Source organism: Micromonospora sp. NPDC023966, assembly GCF_040639095.1.
Lineage (GTDB): Bacteria > Actinomycetota > Actinomycetes > Mycobacteriales > Micromonosporaceae > Micromonospora.
Window position 1 is genome coordinate 147,911 of the sequence record NZ_JBEZZJ010000006.1, and the last position, 18,431, is coordinate 166,341.

20 protein-coding genes and 1 other RNA gene are annotated in these 18,431 nt (G+C 73.0%); 6 read left to right on the forward strand and 15 right to left on the reverse strand.

Annotated features, from left to right (window positions below; genetic code table 11):
* Nucleotides 1–35: 35 nt before the first annotated feature.
* The gene (gene glnA, locus AB0F68_RS12205) at nucleotides 36–1,385 is read right to left on the reverse strand and encodes a type I glutamate--ammonia ligase (RefSeq protein ID WP_357335703.1); all 1,350 of its coding nucleotides are present in this window, start codon (nucleotides 1,383–1,385) and stop codon (nucleotides 36–38) included.
* 206 nt (nucleotides 1,386–1,591) lie between these two features.
* On the opposite strand from glnA, the gene AB0F68_RS12210 reads away from it, so the two are divergent.
* On the forward strand, nucleotides 1,592–3,352 hold the full coding sequence (locus AB0F68_RS12210; protein ID WP_357335705.1) for an NAD+ synthase: 1,761 nt from the start codon (nucleotides 1,592–1,594) through the stop codon (nucleotides 3,350–3,352).
* 130 nt (nucleotides 3,353–3,482) lie between these two features.
* Nucleotides 3,483–4,328: a 3-methyl-2-oxobutanoate hydroxymethyltransferase gene (gene panB, locus AB0F68_RS12215; protein ID WP_357335707.1), complete on the forward strand. Its 846-nt coding sequence runs from the start codon at nucleotides 3,483–3,485 to the stop codon at nucleotides 4,326–4,328.
* Nucleotides 4,329–4,409: 81 nt separating this feature from the next.
* On the opposite strand, the gene AB0F68_RS12220 is transcribed toward panB, so the two are convergent.
* The 5 genes from AB0F68_RS12220 to AB0F68_RS12240 all read right to left on the reverse strand — a co-directional run bounded on the left by AB0F68_RS12220 (nucleotide 4,410) and on the right by AB0F68_RS12240 (nucleotide 8,503).
* Nucleotides 4,410–4,853, reverse strand: a complete 444-nt coding sequence (locus tag AB0F68_RS12220) for a VOC family protein (protein ID WP_357335709.1) — start codon at nucleotides 4,851–4,853, stop codon at nucleotides 4,410–4,412.
* Nucleotides 4,854–4,881: 28 nt separating this feature from the next.
* Entirely contained in the window at nucleotides 4,882–5,580 is a 699-nt protein-coding gene (gene npdG / locus AB0F68_RS12225) for an NADPH-dependent F420 reductase (RefSeq protein ID WP_357335711.1), read from the reverse strand.
* Nucleotides 5,581–5,652: 72 nt separating this feature from the next.
* On the reverse strand, nucleotides 5,653–7,089 hold the full coding sequence (locus tag AB0F68_RS12230; protein WP_357335713.1) for an RNB domain-containing ribonuclease: 1,437 nt from the start codon (nucleotides 7,087–7,089) through the stop codon (nucleotides 5,653–5,655).
* Nucleotides 7,090–7,220: 131 nt separating this feature from the next.
* Complete coding sequence (locus AB0F68_RS12235; RefSeq protein ID WP_357335715.1) at nucleotides 7,221–8,219, reverse strand: hypothetical protein; 999 nt, start codon at nucleotides 8,217–8,219, stop codon at nucleotides 7,221–7,223.
* A 77-nt stretch (nucleotides 8,220–8,296) separates the two neighbouring features.
* Entirely contained in the window at nucleotides 8,297–8,503 is a 207-nt protein-coding gene (locus AB0F68_RS12240; protein WP_357335717.1) for a hypothetical protein, read from the reverse strand.
* Between the two features lie 178 nt (nucleotides 8,504–8,681).
* Between AB0F68_RS12240 and AB0F68_RS12245 the strand changes: the two genes are divergently transcribed.
* On the forward strand, nucleotides 8,682–9,089 hold the full coding sequence (locus AB0F68_RS12245; RefSeq protein WP_357335719.1) for a hypothetical protein: 408 nt from the start codon (nucleotides 8,682–8,684) through the stop codon (nucleotides 9,087–9,089).
* A gap of 76 nt (nucleotides 9,090–9,165) precedes the next feature.
* Here the strand turns inward: AB0F68_RS12245 and AB0F68_RS12250 are convergent, their stop codons facing one another.
* The 4 genes from AB0F68_RS12250 to AB0F68_RS12265 all read right to left on the reverse strand — a co-directional run bounded on the left by AB0F68_RS12250 (nucleotide 9,166) and on the right by AB0F68_RS12265 (nucleotide 11,278).
* Complete coding sequence (locus AB0F68_RS12250; RefSeq protein WP_357335722.1) at nucleotides 9,166–10,140, reverse strand: hypothetical protein; 975 nt, start codon at nucleotides 10,138–10,140, stop codon at nucleotides 9,166–9,168.
* Nucleotides 10,134–10,466 (reverse strand): PadR family transcriptional regulator, encoded by a 333-nt coding sequence (locus AB0F68_RS12255; protein ID WP_357335724.1) that lies wholly within the window; start codon nucleotides 10,464–10,466, stop codon nucleotides 10,134–10,136. Before AB0F68_RS12255 ends, AB0F68_RS12250 begins: the two co-directional genes overlap by 7 nt.
* A gap of 123 nt (nucleotides 10,467–10,589) precedes the next feature.
* Nucleotides 10,590–10,769, reverse strand: a complete 180-nt coding sequence (locus AB0F68_RS12260) for a hypothetical protein (protein ID WP_357335726.1) — start codon at nucleotides 10,767–10,769, stop codon at nucleotides 10,590–10,592.
* Nucleotides 10,770–10,792: 23 nt separating this feature from the next.
* Nucleotides 10,793–11,278: an FBP domain-containing protein gene (locus tag AB0F68_RS12265; protein WP_357335728.1), complete on the reverse strand. Its 486-nt coding sequence runs from the start codon at nucleotides 11,276–11,278 to the stop codon at nucleotides 10,793–10,795.
* A 60-nt stretch (nucleotides 11,279–11,338) separates the two neighbouring features.
* On the opposite strand from AB0F68_RS12265, the gene AB0F68_RS12270 reads away from it, so the two are divergent.
* The gene (locus AB0F68_RS12270; RefSeq protein ID WP_357335730.1) at nucleotides 11,339–11,908 is read left to right on the forward strand and encodes a WHG domain-containing protein; all 570 of its coding nucleotides are present in this window, start codon (nucleotides 11,339–11,341) and stop codon (nucleotides 11,906–11,908) included.
* A gap of 6 nt (nucleotides 11,909–11,914) precedes the next feature.
* Here the strand turns inward: AB0F68_RS12270 and AB0F68_RS12275 are convergent, their stop codons facing one another.
* Together AB0F68_RS12275 and rnpB are read right to left on the reverse strand one after the other, a co-directional pair.
* Nucleotides 11,915–13,129, reverse strand: a complete 1,215-nt coding sequence (locus AB0F68_RS12275) for a GAF domain-containing SpoIIE family protein phosphatase (RefSeq protein WP_357335732.1) — start codon at nucleotides 13,127–13,129, stop codon at nucleotides 11,915–11,917.
* Nucleotides 13,130–13,229: 100 nt separating this feature from the next.
* Nucleotides 13,230–13,640, reverse strand: an RNA gene (gene rnpB, locus AB0F68_RS12280) — RNase P RNA component class A.
* A 123-nt stretch (nucleotides 13,641–13,763) separates the two neighbouring features.
* On the opposite strand from rnpB, the gene AB0F68_RS12285 reads away from it, so the two are divergent.
* Nucleotides 13,764–14,525, forward strand: a complete 762-nt coding sequence (locus AB0F68_RS12285; RefSeq protein WP_357335735.1) for a sulfite exporter TauE/SafE family protein — start codon at nucleotides 13,764–13,766, stop codon at nucleotides 14,523–14,525.
* 60 nt (nucleotides 14,526–14,585) lie between these two features.
* On the opposite strand, the gene AB0F68_RS12290 is transcribed toward AB0F68_RS12285, so the two are convergent.
* Nucleotides 14,586–15,818, reverse strand: coding sequence for an MFS transporter (locus tag AB0F68_RS12290; RefSeq protein WP_357335737.1), 1,233 nt, complete (start codon nucleotides 15,816–15,818; stop codon nucleotides 14,586–14,588).
* A 58-nt stretch (nucleotides 15,819–15,876) separates the two neighbouring features.
* Between AB0F68_RS12290 and AB0F68_RS12295 the strand changes: the two genes are divergently transcribed.
* Entirely contained in the window at nucleotides 15,877–16,356 is a 480-nt protein-coding gene (locus AB0F68_RS12295) for a MarR family transcriptional regulator (protein ID WP_357335740.1), read from the forward strand.
* A gap of 52 nt (nucleotides 16,357–16,408) precedes the next feature.
* Here AB0F68_RS12295 and mctP read toward each other — a convergent pair whose 3' ends face one another.
* Together mctP and AB0F68_RS12305 are read right to left on the reverse strand one after the other, a co-directional pair.
* Nucleotides 16,409–18,064, reverse strand: a complete 1,656-nt coding sequence (gene mctP, locus AB0F68_RS12300) for a monocarboxylate uptake permease MctP (RefSeq protein WP_357335743.1) — start codon at nucleotides 18,062–18,064, stop codon at nucleotides 16,409–16,411.
* On the reverse strand, nucleotides 18,064–18,306 hold the full coding sequence (locus AB0F68_RS12305) for a DUF3311 domain-containing protein (RefSeq protein WP_357335746.1): 243 nt from the start codon (nucleotides 18,304–18,306) through the stop codon (nucleotides 18,064–18,066). Before AB0F68_RS12305 ends, mctP begins: the two co-directional genes overlap by 1 nt.
* Between the last annotated feature and the right edge of the window lie 125 nt (nucleotides 18,307–18,431).

Consider the following 18,431-nt stretch of genomic DNA (forward strand, 5'->3'; position numbering starts at 1 on the left):
TGCCGCAGACGATAGCGGCACCGCACCACCGTGATCTAGAGCGACAGGTAACGCTGCCGCTCGTAGGGGGTGACCTCGCGGCGGTACTGCTCCCACTCGGCCCGCTTGTTGCGCAGGAAGAAGTCGAAGACGTGCTCGCCGAGCACCTCGGCGACCAGCTCGGAGCCGGCCATCACGTCGATCGCCTCGGCCAGGTTCTCCGGGAGCGCCTCGTAGCCCATGGCGCGGCGCTCGGCGCTGCTCAGCGACCACACGTCGTCCTCGGCGCCCGGCGGCAGCTCGTAGCCCTCCTCGATGCCCTTGAGGCCGGCGCCGAGCATGACCGCGAAGGCCAGGTAGGGGTTGGTCGCCGAGTCCAGCGAGCGCACCTCGACCCGGGCCGAGTTGGGCTTGCCGTAGGCGGGCACCCGGACCAGCGCCGACCGGTTCAGGTGACCCCAGCAGACGTACGCCGGGCTCTCGGTGATCCGGTCCGGCAGCGCCAGCGGGAAGAGCCGCTTGTAGGAGTTGACCCACTGGTTGGTGACGGCCGTGTACTCGCGGGCGTGGGTGAGCAGCCCGGCGATGAACGACTTGGCCACCTTGGAGAGCTTCATCGGGTCGCCGGCGTCGTGGAACGCGTTGCGCTCCCCCTCGAACAGGGACAGGTGGGTGTGCATGCCGCTGCCCGGCTGGTCGGTGAAGGGCTTCGGCATGAAGCTGGCCTGCACCCCGGTGGAGAGGGCGACCTCCTTCACCACGTGCCGGAAGGTCATGATGTTGTCGGCGGTGGTCAGCGCGTCGGCGTAGCGCAGGTCGATCTCCTGCTGGCCGGGGGCCACCTCGTGGTGGCTGAACTCCACCGAGATGCCGATCCGCTCCAGCGCCAGCACCGCCTGCCGGCGGAAGTCGCGGGCCACCGCGTGGGTGGTGTGCTCGAAGTAGCCGCCGGTGTCCACCGGGGTGGGCAGCGAGCCGTCCTGCGGGCCATTCTCCAGCAGGAAGAACTCGATCTCCGGGTGGGTGTAGAAGGTGAAGCCCTTCTCGGCCGCCCGGGAGAGCGCCCGGCGCAGCACGTGCCGCGGGTCGGCCCAGGACGGGCTGCCGTCGGGAAGCAGGATGTCGCAGAACATCCGGGCGCTCTCGCCGCTGACCCCGCCCTCGAAGGGGAAGACCTGGAAGGTGGTCGGATCGGGCATGGCCACCATGTCCGACTCGAAGACGCGGGCGAAGCCCTCGATGGCGGAGCCGTCGAAGCCGATGCCCTCCTCGAAGGCCGCCTCCAGCTCTGCGGGAGCGACCGACACGCTCTTGAGCGTGCCGAGCACGTCGGTGAACCACAGCCGGACGAACCGGATGTCCCGCTCTTCCAGCGTACGGAGGACGAACTCCTGCTGACGGTCCACTTCCACCCCTCGTGACACGTACTCTCCGCACCGGTCGGGCCGGCCCGGCCTGACCGCCCAGTCTCCACCGGTCTCGTTACGCCGACGTTACGCCCCCACCCACCGGGTGTCCTGCCGTGTCCCGCCCGGGGAGACGGCCGGAACGAGGTCCGGTGTCTCCCGCGTCCGGTCCGATTCGGCCCCTCCGGCTGGGGCAAGATGAGGGCATGCCCACCCTGCGTCTCGCCCTGTGCCAGGTCGACCCGACGGTCGGCGACATCGCCGGCAACGCCGACCTGGTCCGCACCTGGGCCCGCAAGGCCGCCGACGCCGGCGCCCAGCTCGCCCTCTTCCCGGAGCTGATGCTGACCGGTTACCCGGTCGAGGACCTGGTCTTCCGCCGGTCCTTCGTCGCCGCCTCGCGGGCCGCCCTGCACCGGCTCGCCGCCGACCTGGCCGCCGACGGCCTCGGTGACCTGCCGATCCTGGTGGGCTACCTGGACGCGGACGGCCCGCCGCAGGTCAGCGCCGACGCCGAGCCGGGCAAGGGGGCCCGCAACGCGGCCGCGCTGCTGCACGGCGGGGCGGTGGTGGCCACCTACTTCAAGCACCACCTGCCCAACTACGGCGTCTTCGACGAGGATCGCTACTTCGTCTCCGGTGACACGCTGACCGTGGTCCGGATCGGCGGGGTGGACGTCGCGCTGACCATCTGCGAGGACCTCTGGCAGGCCGGCGGCCCGTTCGCGGTGGCCCGCCACGCGGGCGTCGGGCTGGTGCTCAACATCAACGGCTCGCCGTACGAGCTGAACAAGGACGACATCCGCCTGCCGCTGGTCCGCCGCCGGGCGGCCGAGGCCGACGCCGCCATCGCGTACGTGAACATGGTCGGTGGCCAGGACGAGCTGGTCTACGACGGCGACTCGATGATCGTCGACGCGAACGGCACGCTGCTCGCCCGGGCGCCCCAGTTCGTCGAGCACCTGCTGGTGCACGACCTGGACCTGCCGCCGGCCAAGGAGCCGGTCGACGTCGAGGAGCGGGCCGACGACATGCGGATCGTCCGGGCCAAGGTCAGCGACATCCTGCCGCCGGCTCCCGTGGGCGAGGTCGCGGTCGGCGGGATCATCGAGCCGGTCGCCGACGAGGCGGAGGTCTGGCAGGCGCTGGTGCTGGGCCTGCGCGACTACGTCAACAAGAACCGGTTCCCCTCGGTGGTGCTCGGCCTCTCCGGCGGCATCGACTCGGCGGTGGTGGCGGCGCTGGCCGTCGACGCGCTCGGCCCGGACCGGGTGGTCGGGGTGTCGCTGCCCAGCCAGCACTCCTCCGAGCACTCCCGGGCCGACGCCGAGGAGCTGGCCAAGCGCACCCGCCTCGACTTCCGGATCGAACCGATCCAGCCCATGGTGGACACCTTCCTGGCCAACATGTCGCTCGCCGGGGTGACCGTGGAGAACCTCCAGGCCCGGGTGCGCGGCGTGATCCTCATGGCGCTGTCGAACCAGGAGGGCCACCTGGTCCTCACCACCGGCAACAAGAGCGAGCTGGCGGTCGGCTACTCCACCCTGTACGGCGACTCGGTGGGCGGCTACAACCCGGTCAAGGACGTCTGGAAGACGCTGATCTGGCGGCTGGCCAAGTGGCGCAACGCCGAAGCGGAGCAGCGCGGCGAGACGCCGCCGATCCCGGAGAGCTCGATCGGCAAGCCGCCGTCGGCCGAGCTGAGCCCGGGCCAGCTCGACAGCGACAGCCTCCCGGAGTACGACGTGCTCGACCCGATCCTGATCGGCTACGTCGACGGCGACCTGGGCCGGGACGGCCTGGTCGAGTCGGGTCACGACCCGGCGATCGTGGACCGGGTGCTGCGGATGGTGGATACCGCCGAGTACAAGCGCCGGCAGTCCGCCCCCGGCACCAAGATCTCCATCAAGGCGTTCGGCCGGGACCGGCGGCTGCCGATCACCAACCGCTGGCGCGAGGACGGCTGACCCGCTCCCCGGCGGCCCGGCTGCCGGGAGTGAAATCCTCCACTCCGCCCTGCCCCCGGCCGCTGTCCCGGTGCGACGATCGCGGCGGAACCCGGGGACCGCGAACGCGGCCTCGAGGAAGGAGAGAGTCATGGTGGAGTCCACCCCGACCGAGGTGACCGCCCTCTACGGCGGGCCGGCCACCCGCCGGGTCCGCACCCGCGACCTGATCGCCGCCAAGGAGCGCGGCGAGCGCTGGGCGATGCTCACCTCGTACGACCAGTACACCGCCTCGATCTTCGACCGGGCGGGGATCCCGGTGCTGCTGGTCGGCGACTCGGCGGCGAACAACGTGTTCGGCTACGAGACCACCCTGCCGGTGACCGCCGAGGAGCTGCTTCCCTTGGTCCGCGCGGTGGTCCGGGCGACCCGGCAGGCGCTGATCGTCGGTGACCTGCCCTTCGGCTCCTACGAGGAGGGGCCGACGCAGGCGCTGCGGACCGCGGTGCGGTTCATGAAGGAGGGCGGCTGCCACGCGGTGAAGCTGGAGGGCGGCCGGCGCTGTGCCGCCCAGATCGAGGCGATCGTCGGGGCGGGCATCCCGGTGATGGCGCACATCGGCTTCACCCCGCAGAGCGAGCACACCCTGGGCGGCTACCGGGTGCAGGGCCGGGGCGACGCCGCCGAGGAGGTCATCGCCGACGCCCGGGCGGTGGCCGAGGCGGGCGCCTTCGCGGTGGTGCTGGAGATGGTGCCCGGTGAGGTGGCCAAGCGGATCACCGGCGAGCTGCGTATCCCCACGGTGGGCATCGGCGCCGGCCCGGACACCGACGGGCAGGTGCTGGTCTGGCAGGACATGGCCGGGCTGCGCACCGGCAAGGCCCCGCGCTTCGTCAAGCGCTACGCCGACCTGGCGGGCGCGCTGACCGACGCCACCCGCCGCTTCGCCGACGAGGTCCGTGGCGGCGACTTCCCCAGCGCCGAGCACACCTTCTGACGCACGCCGGGCGGCGGTGCGGCCGGCTGCCGGCCGCACCGCCGCGACGGGAGACCACACCCAGGTGGCCGGTGACCGGTGTCAGACCACGCAGAACTCGTTGCCCTCGGGGTCGGCCAGCTGGACCGAGTAGTAGCCGTCCGCCGGATCGTCCATCGACCCTAGGACCGTCGCGCCGAGCGCGGTCAGCCGGGCGACCTCGGCGTCCACCGTGACCCGGCGCTGCGCCACCGGCACCGCCCGGCCGCCACCGACCTTGAGGTCGAGGTGCAGCCGGTTCTTGAGGGACTTCGGCTCGGGCACCGGCTGGAACCAGATTTTCGGTCCCGCCCCGGTCGGATCCTCCAGCCGGTCCGCACCGTCGCCCTCGCCCAACTCCTCGGCCGGCACGCCGACGGAGAGATACCAGTCGCGCCAGGTCGAGAAACCCTCCGGCGGCGGCTGCGGCCGGTAGCGCAGCGCCTCGGCCCAGAACGCGACGAGCCGGGACGGCTCCCGACAGTCGATCACCAGTTGCCACTCCATGCGGCGATCCTGCGGCACGGGTACGACATCACAGGTCGGTGACGCGGATGCCGGCGTGCGCCTTGTAGCGCTTGTTGATCGCGATCAGGTTGGCGGTGAACGCCTCGATCTGGTGGGCGTTGCGCAGCCGGCCGGCGTAGATGCCCCGCATGCCGGGGATCCGCGCGGCGAGGGCGGCGACCACCCCGACCAGCTCCCGGTCCTCGGTGCAGATCAGCACGTCCAGGTCGATCCGATCGACCTCAGGGTCGGCCAGCAGCGGGGCGCTGACGTGGTTGAACGCGGCGCAGACCCGGGAGTCGGGCAGCAGACCGGCGGCCTGCTGCACGGCGCTGCCCTCGGGGACGGTCAGAGCGTACGGGCCCTGCTTGTCGAACCCGAGCGGGTTGACACAGTCGATGACGATCTTGCCGGCGAGCGGGCCCGCCAGCGCCGCGACGATGGCGGCGTGCCCGTCCCACGGCACCGCGATGATCACCACGTCGCTGCGGCGGGCGACCTCGTCGTTGTCCGCGCCGGAGACGGTGGCGCCCGCCGGCACGCCGGGCAGGGCGGCGATCTCGGCGGCGGCCTGGGCGGCGCGGTCGGCGGCGCGGGAGCCGATCAGCACGGTCTGCCCGGCGCGGGCGAACCGGTAGGCGAGACCCCGCCCCTGGTCGCCGGTGCCACCGATGATGCCGACGGTCAGCCGGGAGACGTCGGGCAGGGTGGTCGCGTCGTAAGCCATGCGGTCATCCTCGCAAAGGTCGCCGCACGGCAGCGCGGCCGGGCGCTGTGAGAATCACCGCGCCCGCCCGCCTCACGCCTGTTCGAAGGCGACCTTGCGCTGGACCGGGTCGGCGACGGTCAGGCGGACCCGGACGCGCTCGCCGAGCGGAAGCTCACCGGTGCAGCGGGCGCGGACCGGCGGCTCGTCCAGGGCGACGGTGCCGCCCGGCGGGCGCCCCGCGCGGCCGTTGCCCGCCGGCCGCGGCTCGTCCACGTCCAGCACCGCCGCCTCGAAGGTCTCCCCCACCCGGTGCGCCAGCAGCACCGCCTCGGCCAGTTCCACCGCGCCCCGGGCGGCCGCGGACGCGGTCCGGTCGGTCGTCGCCATCACCTCGGGCAGCTTCGGCAGCGCGGCCCGGACGTGCTCGGGCACCTCCCGGCCCTCGTGCAGGGCCAGGCAGACCTCGGTGGCGTACCGGTCGGCGAGCCGGCGCAGCGGCGCGGTCACGTGGGCGTACGCGGCGGCCACCCCGCCGTGCTCCGGCTGCTCGGGCCGGTCGCCGTCGAACGCCGTGTACGCGGCCCCGCGCATCAACTCGGCGGCCTGGTCGACGAAGGCCGCCGCCCGGGGCTGCGAGGCGTCCAGCCCGGCGAGCACCTCGCCGACCGGGGCGCCGGCCGGCCACGGCACGCCCAGCGGCCCGGCGGCCAGCCGCAACCGGTCGACCGCCTCCCGCCGGGGCGGCGGCATCGTGCGCAGCAGGCCCACCCGGCCGGCCAGCATGAGGTCGGCGGCGGCCATCCCGGTGAGCAGGGAGATCTGCGCGTTGTGCTCCTCCATGGGGCCGGGCCCGCGCAGCACCAGCCGCCAGCCGTCGCCGTCCGGCTCGACGTCCTGCTCCGGCAGCGGCAGGTTGATCGCGCCCCGGCGCAGGCCGCGAGCGGTGAGCAGGGCACCGATCTCGGGTAGCAGGGCGATCGGCTCGGGCAGCCGGCCGGCGTCGGCGTCGCGCTGCACCCCGGAGTAGTCGAGCTTGGCCCGGCTGCGCACCCGGGCCCGCTCCAGCGTGACGGCGACCGTGTCGCCGTCACTGTCGAGGGCGATGGTCCAGAGCACCGCCGCCCGGTCGGCGTCGGGCAGCAGACTGGCCGCCCCCTCGCTGAGCGTGTGCGGGTGCAGCGGCACGTTGCCGTCCGGGAGGTAGACGGTCTGTCCCCGCCGCCAGGTCTCCGCCTCGAGCGCACCGCCGGGACGGACGTGGGTGAAGACGTCGGCGATGGCGTACCGGATGCGGAAGCCGCCACCGGGACGGCGGGTGAGGTGCATGGCCTGGTCGAGGTCGCGCGAGGTCGCCGGGTCGACGGTGACGAACGGGATGTCGGTCCGGTCGGCGACGGCCGGCAGCGGGGCGGCGGCGGCCGCGTCGGCCTCGCGCTGCGCCGCGGCCGGGAAGTCTTCGGGGAGTCCCAGCTCGCGGCGCAGCGCGCCGAAGTCGATGCGGGGCGCCAGTACGCGTCGGATCACCACGGGGTCAATCCTGACAGCGCCCCGCGTGATCCGCTCACCGGCACCGACGACGCCGCGTCGCCGCGCAATCTCAGACGCGCCGAGCCGGTGTTGTCGCCGGCGGGACGCCGGTCAACGGTGGACGCCCGACGTCAGCCGGCGGTCCGCCGGGTGCTCCCCGGCTTGGCCGTGGACCGGCCGGCCACGACCCGCGTGCCGGCCGGCTTCCGGGCCGCGGTGAGCCGCTTGTGGGTTCCCGTCGAAGTGCTCGTCCGTGCTTCGACCGGGCCGACCGACGACGCCGCGGAGGTGGCCTTGCGGCCCACCGACTTGCGGGCGGTGGCGGACGAGGTGCCGGTGGCCTTCCGGGCCGGCGCCTTCTGCGCCGCCGCCTTGCGGGCGCCGCCGCTCGGTCGGGTCGCGGTGGCCTTGGCGGCGGTGGTCTTCTTCGCCGGGGCCTTCTTCGCCGCCGGCGCCTTCTTCGCGGTGGTCTTCTTGGCCGCCGCGCCGGTCTTCTTCACCGCGGCGGTCGCCTTCTGCCCGGTGGAGGTGACCTTGCGGGCGGCGGTGGTCTTCTTCGCCGGGGCCTTCTTCGCCGCGGGCGCCTTCTTGGCTGGGGCCTTCTTCGCTGGGGCCTTCTTCGCGGCCGTGGTCTTCTTCGCCGGCGCCGTGGTGGTCTTGCGCGCCGGGGCCTTCTTCGCAGCCGGGGCCTTCTTCGCGGCCGCAGTGGTCTTCCTGGCCGGGGCCTTCGTCGCGGCGGTGGTGGTCTTCCTGGCCGGCGCCTTCTTCGCCGCCGTCGTCTTCTTGGCGGCGGTGGTCTTCTTGGCGACGGTGGTCTTCTTGGCGACGGTGGTCTTCGTGGCGGCCGTGGTCTTCTTCGCCGCGGCGGTCTTCCTGGTGGTGGCCTTCGTGGCGGGCGCCTTCTTGGCCGTGGTCTTCGTGGCCGGGGCCTTCGCCGGCGCCTTCCGGGCGGCCGACACGACCTTCTTGGCGGCGGCCTTCCGGGCGACCCCCGTCTTCGCCGGCGCCCGGCCGGCGCCGGCGCCCGAGGCGTTCGGGGACGCCTTGGTGACCGTCGCCGTCCGGCCGGCGGTGGTCTTCTTCGCGGTCGGTTTCGCGGCCGGGCGGGTGGCCTGCTGTGCTTCGGCCATCTCGGTTCCCTTTCCTGGGGACGTGCTCTCGCCCTCGCGGAGCACGGATCACCTCGACGCGGGCTCTCCCGCGCCGTCTACCTGCCCTCCCCGGCCCAACGGGCGTCCTCGGCGTCCCACGCTTCGTTGCGCTCCCGCACGTGCTGCAGGGCGTTCTCCGCGTCGGCGGCTGAGGCGTACGGTCCGAGAACGTGCTTCGCAGGGCACACGTCGGCATCGGTCTCGACCCGGTGGTGTCGGGTGCACCAGTAGTAGTGCCCACCACCACTTCCGTCGTCGCTCATGCGATCACTGTGCACCGCGAGCCGCCCGGCCGCCACCGGAACGCCGTAAATAGTCGCCAATGTCCTCCACATTAGACCTGGTCAGGGCGGTCCCGGGCCGGAACGGCGGAAGACGGGGCAGCCGGCTGCCGGGTCGGTGGCGCACAATCCCGGGGTGCGTTTCGGGGCAGGACGGTCGGTGCGCCGGCGACGCGGGCTGCTGGCCGGGATGGCGCTGGCGGCCCTCGTGGCGGTCGGGTTGGCGCTGGGGGTGCCGCTGCTGCGGGACCGGTCGCAGCACCGGTTGGAACGCCGGGCCGACCGGGAGGTGACGGCCACCGCCCAACGCACCCGGGCCGTCCTGCTGGCCGAACCGTCGGCGCGGGAGGCGGACCTGCGGCAGGCCGCCGACAGCGTGGACGACGTCGAGGTCCTCACGGTGGCGGCGGGCGCCGCCGAGGTCCGGCTGGTCTTCCGGGTACGCGTGGCGAAGACCGCCGCGTCGGTGTTCGGCTGGCAGCGGGCCGAGGCCGCCGCCTGCTTCGCCCAGGTGGTGCGCCGGGTGGCCACGCCCGCCCCACTGGAACGGCTGCCCTGCCCCCGCTGACCGGCACCTCCTTCGAACGGCCGCGGCACCCGTGGTGGTGCCCATTCGCGCCGAACCGTTCCCGCAGGACGGCGGGTCAGGCGGGCGACGGGAGGGGTTCCGGCACGGGCTCGGCGGCCGGCGCCGGCCGGGCCGCCGCGACGGCGTAGGCCACCGCGTACGGGGTGCAGGCCAGGTAGAAGACGGGCTCGACGAGCACCCGGTCGGTGATGAGGAACCGTTCCCAGGCGGTGGGCCGGGGTAGCCCGAGGGACGAGTCGGTCCAGCAGGTGAGCAGCCAGAGCGGGGCGGAGATCCGGTCCACGGTGTCCGGGGGCAGGCCGTCGCCGACCGGCCCGACGGGGGTCGCCGGGATGGCGGAGACCACCGCCAGGACGACCGCGGCGTCGGCCGCGACCAGCGCGCCGAGCAGTCCGACGGCCCAGGCCAGCCGGGTCCGTCCCCGGCGGGCCAGGAGCCCCGCACCCCAGAGGGCCGGCACCAGCAGGGCGAGCCAGAGCAGCAGCCCGGGAACGGTGCCCGGCAGGCCCCGCTCGCCCCGGCCGGCGAGCGCGGCGAGCACTACCGTGACGGTCAGCCCGATCGGCAGCACGACGCCGAGCGCGGTGGCCAACGGTCCGGTGCGTACGGTCCGCCGCGCGGCCCGGGTGACGAGGAGGGCGAGCAGCGCGGCCATCCCGGCGGTGAGCCCGGACCAGATCGGTAACTGCACCGCGGCCGCCCAGTCGAGGCGGACGTCGAGCGCCCCGAACGCCACCCGTAGCACTGCGGCGGCGAGCACGACGACCACGACGCAGGCCGGCGGGGCGAGCAGCAGCACCCCGGCGGTGTGCCGCAGGCGCCGGTGCAGCACGGCCCGGTCGACCACCGGCGTTCCGGCCCGGCTGGTGGCCAGGCTGGCTGCGAAGCGCAGCATCCGCCACCGCTCCCCGCGCCCGGCCAGGACGTGCAGCTCGGCGTCCCACTCCCGGACCAGGTCGTCGCGCAGCTCCGCGGGCCAGCGCCGCGCCGCCGCCCGCAGCAGGGAACCGGCCAGCCGCCGGGTCACCACGCCGGCGCTCCCGTCGGCTCGGTCCCGCCCCGGGACGTCCCGCCCTCCGGGGCGAGGGCGCGCAGCTCGGCCAGCGCCAGCCGGGCGGCGCGCACCCCGTCGCCGGTGAGCCGGTAGTAGCGGCGGGCGGGCCGGCCGGCGGTGACCGGGTCGACCTCCTCCCACTCGGCGGCGAGCCAACCGGCCGCCTGGAGCCGGTGCAGGACCGGATAGAGGGTGCCGCTGGGCAGGCCGGTGAGCTTCATCAGGTCGAGCCCGTAGCGCGGGGCCTCGGGGTCGGCGAGGAGCGCGGAGAGCACCTTCGCCACCGGGATCGTCAGCCGCATGGCCGTACTGTATCGGAAATCTACATAGAGGTGCGCCGGCGTCCGGGCCGGTGCTGTCCGTCGAGAGTGCAGGGTCAGCGGTCGGGGCCGAGCTGCTGCTCGATCCGCTCGGCCAGGCGGCTGTCACTTGTCTCCAGTAGCCAGTGCTTGGGCCATCAGCTGAGCACAGAGCCCGGCCAGGGCCGCGCCGAGCAGGGCGGCGACGGTCCGGGCCGGGCGGGTGCTGTCGGGCCCGAGGGCGATGGTGAGGAGGAACGCCTGCGCCGAGCCGGTCGGACGGTGGGCTCGACGCCATGCGGCCATCGTTTAGCCGTCCGCACGGTGGCCTAGCCGACGACCTGATGGAGGAAGGCGGCCAGGTTCGCCGTGGTCCGGTCGATCTTCTCGCCCAGCGTGATGGACTCGTCGAGGCGCCGTCCGGCGTTCTTCCTGCCCCGCAGGTAGAGCGAACAGGCGAGGTCGGTGCAGAGGTAGGTGCCGACCGAGTTGCCCGCCCGCCCGTCCCGCCCGGCCTTGCGGGCGGTCATCAGCGAGACGCCGTCCCCGGTGTGCGTGGTCAGGCAGAACGAGCACATGCTGCGCCGGACCCGCCCGGTCTGCGGCGCCACCCGCAGCGCCACCCCGAGCAGCCCGGTGCCGGACTCGGCGACCAGGTAGGCCCGCTCCGCCGCGGCGGGGTCGCGCCAGCCGAGGAAGTCGAGGTCCGCCCAGGGCCGCTCGGCCAGATCCCGGGGCAGGGCCAGGCGCTTCGCCTCGCCCTTGGTGCAATTGACGAAGGAGGCCCGGATGGCAGCCTCAGTCAGGGGTGTCATAGGCACTAGTCTAGAGCCCCTAGGTAAAGAACTAGAGCGACTAGATGTGGGGTGGGACACATGGCCCGTGCGGGGCTGACGGTCGAACGCCTGACCCTGGCGGCGGCCGAGATGGCCGACGAGGTCGGCTTCGAGAACGTGACCGTCACGGCGCTCGCCCGCCGCTTCGGGGTGAAGGACGCGAGCCTCTACTTCCACCTGAGGAACGCCCAGGAGCTGCGGGTCCGGGTGGCGATGCTGGCCCTGGCGGAGATGGCCGACCGGGCCGCCGACGCGCTCGCCGGCCGGGCCGGCAAGGACGCGCTGGTGGCCTTCGCCAACGCCTACCGGGACTACGCCACCCGGCATCCCGGCCGGTACGCCGCGGCGCAACTGCAACTGGACCGGGAGACGGCGGAGGCGAGCGCGGCGCGGCGGCACGCCGAGATGACCCGGGCGATCCTGCGCGGCTACCGGCTCGCCGAGCCCGACCAGACGGACGCGGTACGCCTGCTGCACAGCACCTTCCACGGCTACGTGTCGCTGGAGCGGGCGGGCGGCTTCCGGCACACGCCGCGTACGACGGACGCCACCTGGTCGCGCACCCTCGACGCGCTGGACGCGCTGCTGCGGAACTGGCCGCCGGGGTGACGCGGGTCAGCGGGGCGGCCGGCGGATGGCCAGCAGGGCGATGTCGTCGGCCGGGTGCTCGGTGTCCAGAGCCGCCATGACGGTGGCGGCCACGGTGTCGACGGAAGCCAGCGGGACGGCCGCGGTCAGCCGGGCCACGCCCGCGTCGAACAGCTCCCCGCGACGCTCGACGAGGCCGTCGGTGTAGGCGACCAGGACCGAGCCGGGCGGGAAGTCCACCGTCGTGGTGCGCCGCGCCTGATCCCGGCGGCCGGCGCCGAGCGGCGGATCGATGTGCGCGCCGAGCACGGTGTTCGGCCGGCCGAGCGCGGCCAGCACGGGGCGCGGATGGCCGGCCACGGAGATGCGCAGCGTCTCGCGGTCGGGGGAGATCATCGCGTACAGCGCGGTGGTCAGGCTGCCCGCCTCGAAGTGGACCACCTTCCGGTCGAGCAGGGTGAGCGCCTCCGCCGGGTCGTCGCAGACCAGCGCGTAGGCGCGCAGCGCACTGCGGACCCGGCCCATCACGACCGCGGACTGGAGCCCGTGCCCGGCGACGTCGCCGACCACCACGCCCAGCCAGCCGGACGGCAGGGTGAAGACGTCGTACCAGTCGCCGCCGACGCCGGAGGCGTGGCCCGGCACGTACCGGCCGGCCAGCTCCAGGCCGGGCAGGCGGGGCAGTTCGGCGGGGATCAGGCTGCGTTGCAGGGCCAGGGCGGCGGACTGGTCCAGGGTGTTCGCCCGGGCCCGGCTGGCCAGGCTGAGCCGGTCGGCGACCAGCTCGAGCAGCTGGACGTCGTCGAGGGTGAACCGCCGGGGCCTCAGGGTCCCCACGTGCAGGACGCCGACGAGTTCGCCCCGGGCCATGATCGGCACGCCCAGGAGGGACTGCACCCCGGTCTGGATCAGCACCGGGTTGACCACGTTGTCGGACGTGACGGTCTGGATGATCACCGGCTGCCGGGTGAGCGCGACCTGGCCGGCGAACCCGCGGCCGACGGAGACCCGGAAACCCTGCCGAACCTCCTCCTCCAGCCCCCGGGCGGCGGTGGCCACGAGTTGCTGGGCGCGGACGTCGAGCAGGAGGATCGCCGCCGTGTCGACCTGGAGCAGCTCACGCACCCGGTCGAGCATCTCGTCGAAGAGGTCGGCGACGTCGAGTCGGGACAGCGTGGCGTCGGTTACCGCCTCGATGCGGCGCAACCGCTGCTCGTCCTGTACGACCTCCGCCCGAACCACCCCACGATCCTAGTTGTGTCCCGGCAAGTTGTGCTCCTGGCGACTCGTGGGGCCGGTGTCTCACGAGTTCAGCGGACCGGACATTTGCGCCGTAGGGCGACGGACGAGTCGACCTGTACGCCGGATTCTGTGACCGGCACGCCCCGAAAGGCGCGCCGGCGGCGGCCATCCATCTCGGCCTACCGTCGCCGGCAGGCTCCAGCGGCCTACCCGCAGACATCGGGCGGGCCGCCCTCAAGCGTCTGCGCGGGTCGTCATCTTGCGGTGACGGCCCTTTCTTGGCCTTGCTCCGGGTGGGGTTTACCGAGCCATCCCGGTCACCCGGGATGCTGGTGGGCTCTTACCCCACCGTTTCACCCTTACCGTCCCGTGTCGGGCCGGCGGTCTGTTTTCTGTGGCACTGTCCCGCGGGTCACCCCGGGTTGCCGTTAGCAACCACCCTGCCCTGTGGAGTCCGGACGTTCCTCGGCGACGGGCCGCAGCCCGTCGACGCGACCGCCCGGTCGACTCGTCCGTCGCGCCCTCATCCTAACGACGGCGCCGCCCCAGCCATTTCCACCCCGCGACCCGCGCCCCCGGTCTGCGGTGAGGCCGGTCCTGCGCGGGCGTGGCGGTCGGGCTAGCCTGCGGGATCATGGACCTCTCCGACGCCGCGCTGCTGGTGGCCGCCGGGCTCGCCGCGGGCACGGTGAACGCGGTGGCCGGGGGTGGCTCCCTGATCACCTTCCCGGCCCTGATCGCGACCGGCCTGCTTCCGGTCCCCGCCAACGTCACCAACTCGGTGTCGGTCTTCCCCGGCTACGTGGCGAGCGTGGCGGGCAGCCGGACCGACCTGCCCCGCGGGCGGGTGCTCTGGCCGCTGCTGCCCACCGCCGTGGCGGGCACCGTGGTCGGCTGCGTGCTGCTGCTGGCCACCCCGGCGCGCGCGTTCGAACTGGTGGTGCCGTTCCTGGTGCTGGGCGCGACCGCCGTGCTGGCCTTCCAGGATCCGCTGCGCCGGCTGGTCGGCCATCCGGCCGACCTGAGCCCGCGCCGCCGTACCGTCACCGTGCAGGCCATGGTCGCGCTCGGCACCGTGTACGGCGGTTACTTCGGCGCGGCGCTCGGAGTGATGCTGGTGGCCGGCCTGGCCCTGGTGCTGGACACCACGCTGGCCCGGGTGTCGGCCATCAAGAACCTGCTCTCGGCCATGGTGGGGCTGACCACGCTCGTGGTGTTCGCGCTCTTCGGTCCGGTCGACTGGGCCGCGGTCGCGGTGGTCGCGCCGGCCACCCTGGTCGGCGGGTACGCGGGCGCCCGGCTGGTCCGCCGGCTCCCGCCGGTGGTGCTGCGGGCCCTCATCGTGGTCTTCGGCACGGTGATCGGCCTCTACCTGCTCTACCGCGCGCTGGGCTGACCGCCCCGGACACCGGACCGCCCCGACGGGACATCGGGGCGGTCCGGCCAGGACGGCAGCTCAGTACGCCTCGCCGACCGGCTCCTCCGGGCCGTGCTCGTTGCGCCGGGCGGCGGAGTTCCACCGGGACCAGAGCACCCGCTCGCCGTAGCCGGCGGCCATCACGTGCGCGAAGGCGAGGTAGACCAGCACGCCGACCGCGAGCACCCCGAAGCCGACCCAGAACGGCAGGGCCAGCCCGTGCTCGGCGAGCTTGCCGGCGATGATCGGGGCCGGCGCGGCGGCGCCCCAGCGGACCAGGTTGAACGCGCCGGTGGCGACCCGGCGGTCGCTGGAGCCGAGGCCGAGGGCAAGGTCGGTGAGGTTGGCGTTGGCCAGGCCCATGAACAGGCCGGCGAGGACCAGCACCACCAGCGACATGGCGGTGCCGGTGGAGGTGGCGAATCCGACCATGCAGACCAGCAGGCCGGCGATGGCGACGCCGACGGTCTGCACGGCGCCGATCCGGTGCGCCAGCCGGTGGCCGATCAACAGGATGCCGGCGGCCAGGCCGAGGCCCCAGCCGGTGAAGGCCAGGCCCAGCGGGATGACGTCGAGGCGCAGGTAGAGCGGCGTGTAGCCGAGCACCACGAAGAAGACGAAGTTGTAGGCGGCGGTGACCACGCAGAGGGTGACGAACGCCGGCTTGCGGTAGGTGGAGAAGATCGCGCCGAGGCGTACCGGGGGCTGCTTGTGGGCCGGTTCGCGGAGCTTGCGCGACGCGACGGCCAGCGCCAGCACCATGAACACACCGCAGACGAAGAAGGGCAGTCGCCAGCTCACCTCGCCGAGCAGGCCGCCGATCAGCGGGCCGACGGCGAAGCCGAGGCCGAGCGCGGTCTCGAAAAGGCCGACCACCCACTCCCGGTCGTTGGCGAGGTTGACCAGCACCACCATGGCGGTGGCGAAGAACATCGCGTTGCCCAGGCCCCAGACGCCACGCAGCACGGAGAGCTGGACGATGTCGTTGCTGAACGAGGCGAGGATGGCGGCCAGGCCGACCACCGAGACGCCGGTGATCAGCACCGGTTTGAAGCCGAACCGCCCGCTGGCCAGGGTCGCCGGGATCATGCCGAGCGCCATCACCGCGATGTACGCGGTGAAGAGCAGCTCGACCTGCCAGGCGGTGACCCCGATGGCCTCGCCGATGGCGGGCAGGATCGGGTCCACCACGGCGATGCCGGCGATGGCGAGGAAGGCCACCAGCGTGGTGGCGTAGATGGCACTGCGGTTGGGTTCGGATCGCCGATCCACTCCGCGCCTCCAGACATATAGCTGTATGTTACAGGTAAATCTGTTGTATCATACAGCTATGACGGACGACCACACGGCAGGAACCGGTCAGGACGAGGCCACCCTCGGTCGGATCGAGACCGAGGTCGCGATGCTCCTGCGGCTCGGCGAGGCGACCCGCCGGGCCACCGGCACGGCCGAGCACCGGGTGCTGGACCGGGCGGCGTACGTGATCCTGCGGCACCTGGCCGGCGCCGGCCCGCAGAACGTCTCCGCGCTGGCCACGAAGCTGAACCTGGACGGCTCCACGGTCACCCGGCAGGTCTCGGCCATGCAGCGGGACGGGCTGATCGCGCGTGCCCCGGATCCGGCCGACGGGCGCGGCACGGTGATCTCCCCCACCCCGGCCGGCCTCCAGCGGATGGCCGCGGTGCGGGCGGCCCGCACCCGGCTCTACGGCGACATCCTGGCCGCCTGGTCGCCGGACGACCGGGAGAGCCTCGCGCACCTGCTGCACCGGCTCAACGAGGCCCTCGAATCGCGTACCCGCCGCCGCTGAGCGCATGGCGAGGCCCCGGCCGCCAACCGTGGCGACCGGGGCCTCGGACAGCTCAGGCGACCGGCTCGGGAGCGGCGTCCGCGTCCCGCTCCGCCCCGGGGGTGACCCGCGGGTCGCCCTCGTCGGCGAAGTAGTCGTCCGGGGTGGTGCTGTCCACCCCGTCGGCCACCTTCGCGGCGCGCAGCACCAGGGTGAGCAGCGCGGCCACCGCCAGGTTGACCAGCACCGCCACGATGCCCACGTAGATCGTCTTCTGGGTGTCGAAGCCGAACTCGGAGAGCGGGAAGGCCGAACCGGCGAAGTGCTTCTTCCCGGTCGCCGGGTTCCCGATCTGGTAGAGCATCCACATGCCGAGCCCCATGCCGGCCACCCACCCGGCGATCAGCGCGCCCCGGTGGAACCAGCGGGTGTAGAGGCCCAGCGCCACCGCCGGCAGCGTCTGGAGGATGATCACGCCGCCGATGAGCTGGAGATCGATGGAGAACTGCGGGTCGAGGAAGACGATGCAGGCCACCGCCCCGACCTTCACCACCAGCGAGGTGATCTTCGAGACGTTCGCCTCCTGCGCCGGGCTGGCGTCCCGCTTCAGGTACTCCTTGTAGATGTTGCGGGTGAACAGGTTCGCCGCCGCGATCGACATGATCGCCGCCGGCACCAGCGCGCCGATGCCGATGGCCGCGTACGCCACGCCCGCGAACCAGTCCGGGAACTGGCTGTCGAAGAGCAGCGGCACCACCGTGTTGCCGTCCACGCTGCCGGCCTTGGCGCCGGGGAGCGGCTTCACGTTCGCCGCGATGGCCATGTAGCCGAGCAGCGCGATCAGCCCGAGCAGCAGGCTGTACGCCGGCAGCGCGGACATGTTCCGCTTGATCACGTCGCGGTTCCGGCTGGCCAGCACGCCGGTGATGCTGTGCGGGTAGAGGAACAGCGCCAGCGCCGAGCCGAACGCCAGGGTGACGTACTGAAGTTGGTTGTTGGCGTTGAGCAGAATGCCGTCCCCGGGGGCGGGTGACGCCTTGAACTTGGCGTCGGCCGCGTCGAAGATGTCGCCCCAGCCGCCCAGCTTGTAGGGCAGGTAGATGACCGCCACCAGGATCACGATGTAGATCAGCGAGTCCTTGACGAAGGCGATCAGCGCCGGCGCGCGCAGCCCGGACTGGTAGGTGTAGGCCGCCAGGATGGCGAAGGCGATGATGATCGGCAGGTGCCGGGCCAGCGCGCTGTCCCCGGTCACGCCCATCGTCTTGAGCACCGCCTCGATGCCGACCAGCTGCAGGGCGATGTACGGCATGGTTGCCACGATGCCGGTGATGGCGATCAGCAGCGCCAGGATCGGCGAGTCGAACCGGTTGCGGACGAAGTCCGCCGGGGTGACGAAGCCGTGCCGGTGCGAGACCGACCAGAGTCGGCAGAGCACCAGGAACACCAACGGGTAGATGACGATCGTGTACGGCACGGCGAAGAAGCCCGCCGCCCCGGCCCCGAAGATCAGCGCCGGCACCGCCACGAAGGTGTACGCGGTGTAGAGGTCACCGCCGACCAGGAACCAGGTGATCCAGCCGCCGAAGCTGCGCCCGCCCAGCCCCCACTCGTCCAGGTGCGCCATGTCGCGCGGCGCCCGCCACCGGGCCGCCACGAAACCCATGGCGCTGACCAGCAGGAAGAGGAGGCTGAAGACGATGATCTCGGTCAGGTGGTCGCGCCACATCAGCGATCACCCCGCCTCTTGGTCATCTGGTACACCAGCGTGGTGGTGGCCACGCCGAGGATGATCCAGGCCAGTTGCAGCCAGTAGAAACGCGGGAAACCGAACAGCCGGGGCGAGTCGGCGTTGAAGAAGGCCGGGATCAGCGGCACCACGATCGGTATGAAGAGCAACCAGTTCCAGGGGCTGTGGTCCTTCGCCCTGGATCGCGCCGTTGTCGGCGCCTCCGGTTCTGGTGCTGCCATGTGACACACCTCCGGGAAGTCGTAACTTGCCATGTGACGGCCGGAGGCTACGACCCTGTGAGCGCGGTCACGTTCTACCGGAGGACGCCGATGCGCCGAGCGGCCGCCGGCGTGCGCCGAACGGC

Excerpts from the sequence above, each read along its gene's own strand:
- mctP (WP_357335743.1), bottom strand. The coding sequence starts at position 18,064 with ATGTGGCGCGACCACCTGACCGAGATCATCGTCTTCAGCCTCCTCTTC.
- AB0F68_RS12295 (WP_357335740.1), top strand. The coding sequence starts at position 15,877 with ATGACGGACGACCACACGGCAGGAACCGGTCAGGACGAGGCCACCCTC.
- AB0F68_RS12270 (WP_357335730.1), top strand. The coding sequence starts at position 11,339 with ATGGCCCGTGCGGGGCTGACGGTCGAACGCCTGACCCTGGCGGCGGCC.
- npdG (WP_357335711.1), bottom strand. The coding sequence starts at position 5,580 with ATGGCTTACGACGCGACCACCCTGCCCGACGTCTCCCGGCTGACCGTC.
- AB0F68_RS12305 (WP_357335746.1), bottom strand. The coding sequence starts at position 18,306 with ATGGCAGCACCAGAACCGGAGGCGCCGACAACGGCGCGATCCAGGGCG.
- AB0F68_RS12210 (WP_357335705.1), top strand. The coding sequence starts at position 1,592 with ATGCCCACCCTGCGTCTCGCCCTGTGCCAGGTCGACCCGACGGTCGGC.
- AB0F68_RS12235 (WP_357335715.1), bottom strand. The coding sequence starts at position 8,219 with ATGGCCGAAGCACAGCAGGCCACCCGCCCGGCCGCGAAACCGACCGCG.
- AB0F68_RS12265 (WP_357335728.1), bottom strand. The coding sequence starts at position 11,278 with ATGACACCCCTGACTGAGGCTGCCATCCGGGCCTCCTTCGTCAATTGC.
- AB0F68_RS12255 (WP_357335724.1), bottom strand. The coding sequence starts at position 10,466 with ATGCGGCTGACGATCCCGGTGGCGAAGGTGCTCTCCGCGCTCCTCGCC.
- AB0F68_RS12260 (WP_357335726.1), bottom strand. The coding sequence starts at position 10,769 with ATGGCCGCATGGCGTCGAGCCCACCGTCCGACCGGCTCGGCGCAGGCG.
- panB (WP_357335707.1), top strand. The coding sequence starts at position 3,483 with ATGGTGGAGTCCACCCCGACCGAGGTGACCGCCCTCTACGGCGGGCCG.
- AB0F68_RS12220 (WP_357335709.1), bottom strand. The coding sequence starts at position 4,853 with ATGGAGTGGCAACTGGTGATCGACTGTCGGGAGCCGTCCCGGCTCGTC.
- AB0F68_RS12240 (WP_357335717.1), bottom strand. The coding sequence starts at position 8,503 with ATGAGCGACGACGGAAGTGGTGGTGGGCACTACTACTGGTGCACCCGA.
- AB0F68_RS12285 (WP_357335735.1), top strand. The coding sequence starts at position 13,764 with ATGGACCTCTCCGACGCCGCGCTGCTGGTGGCCGCCGGGCTCGCCGCG.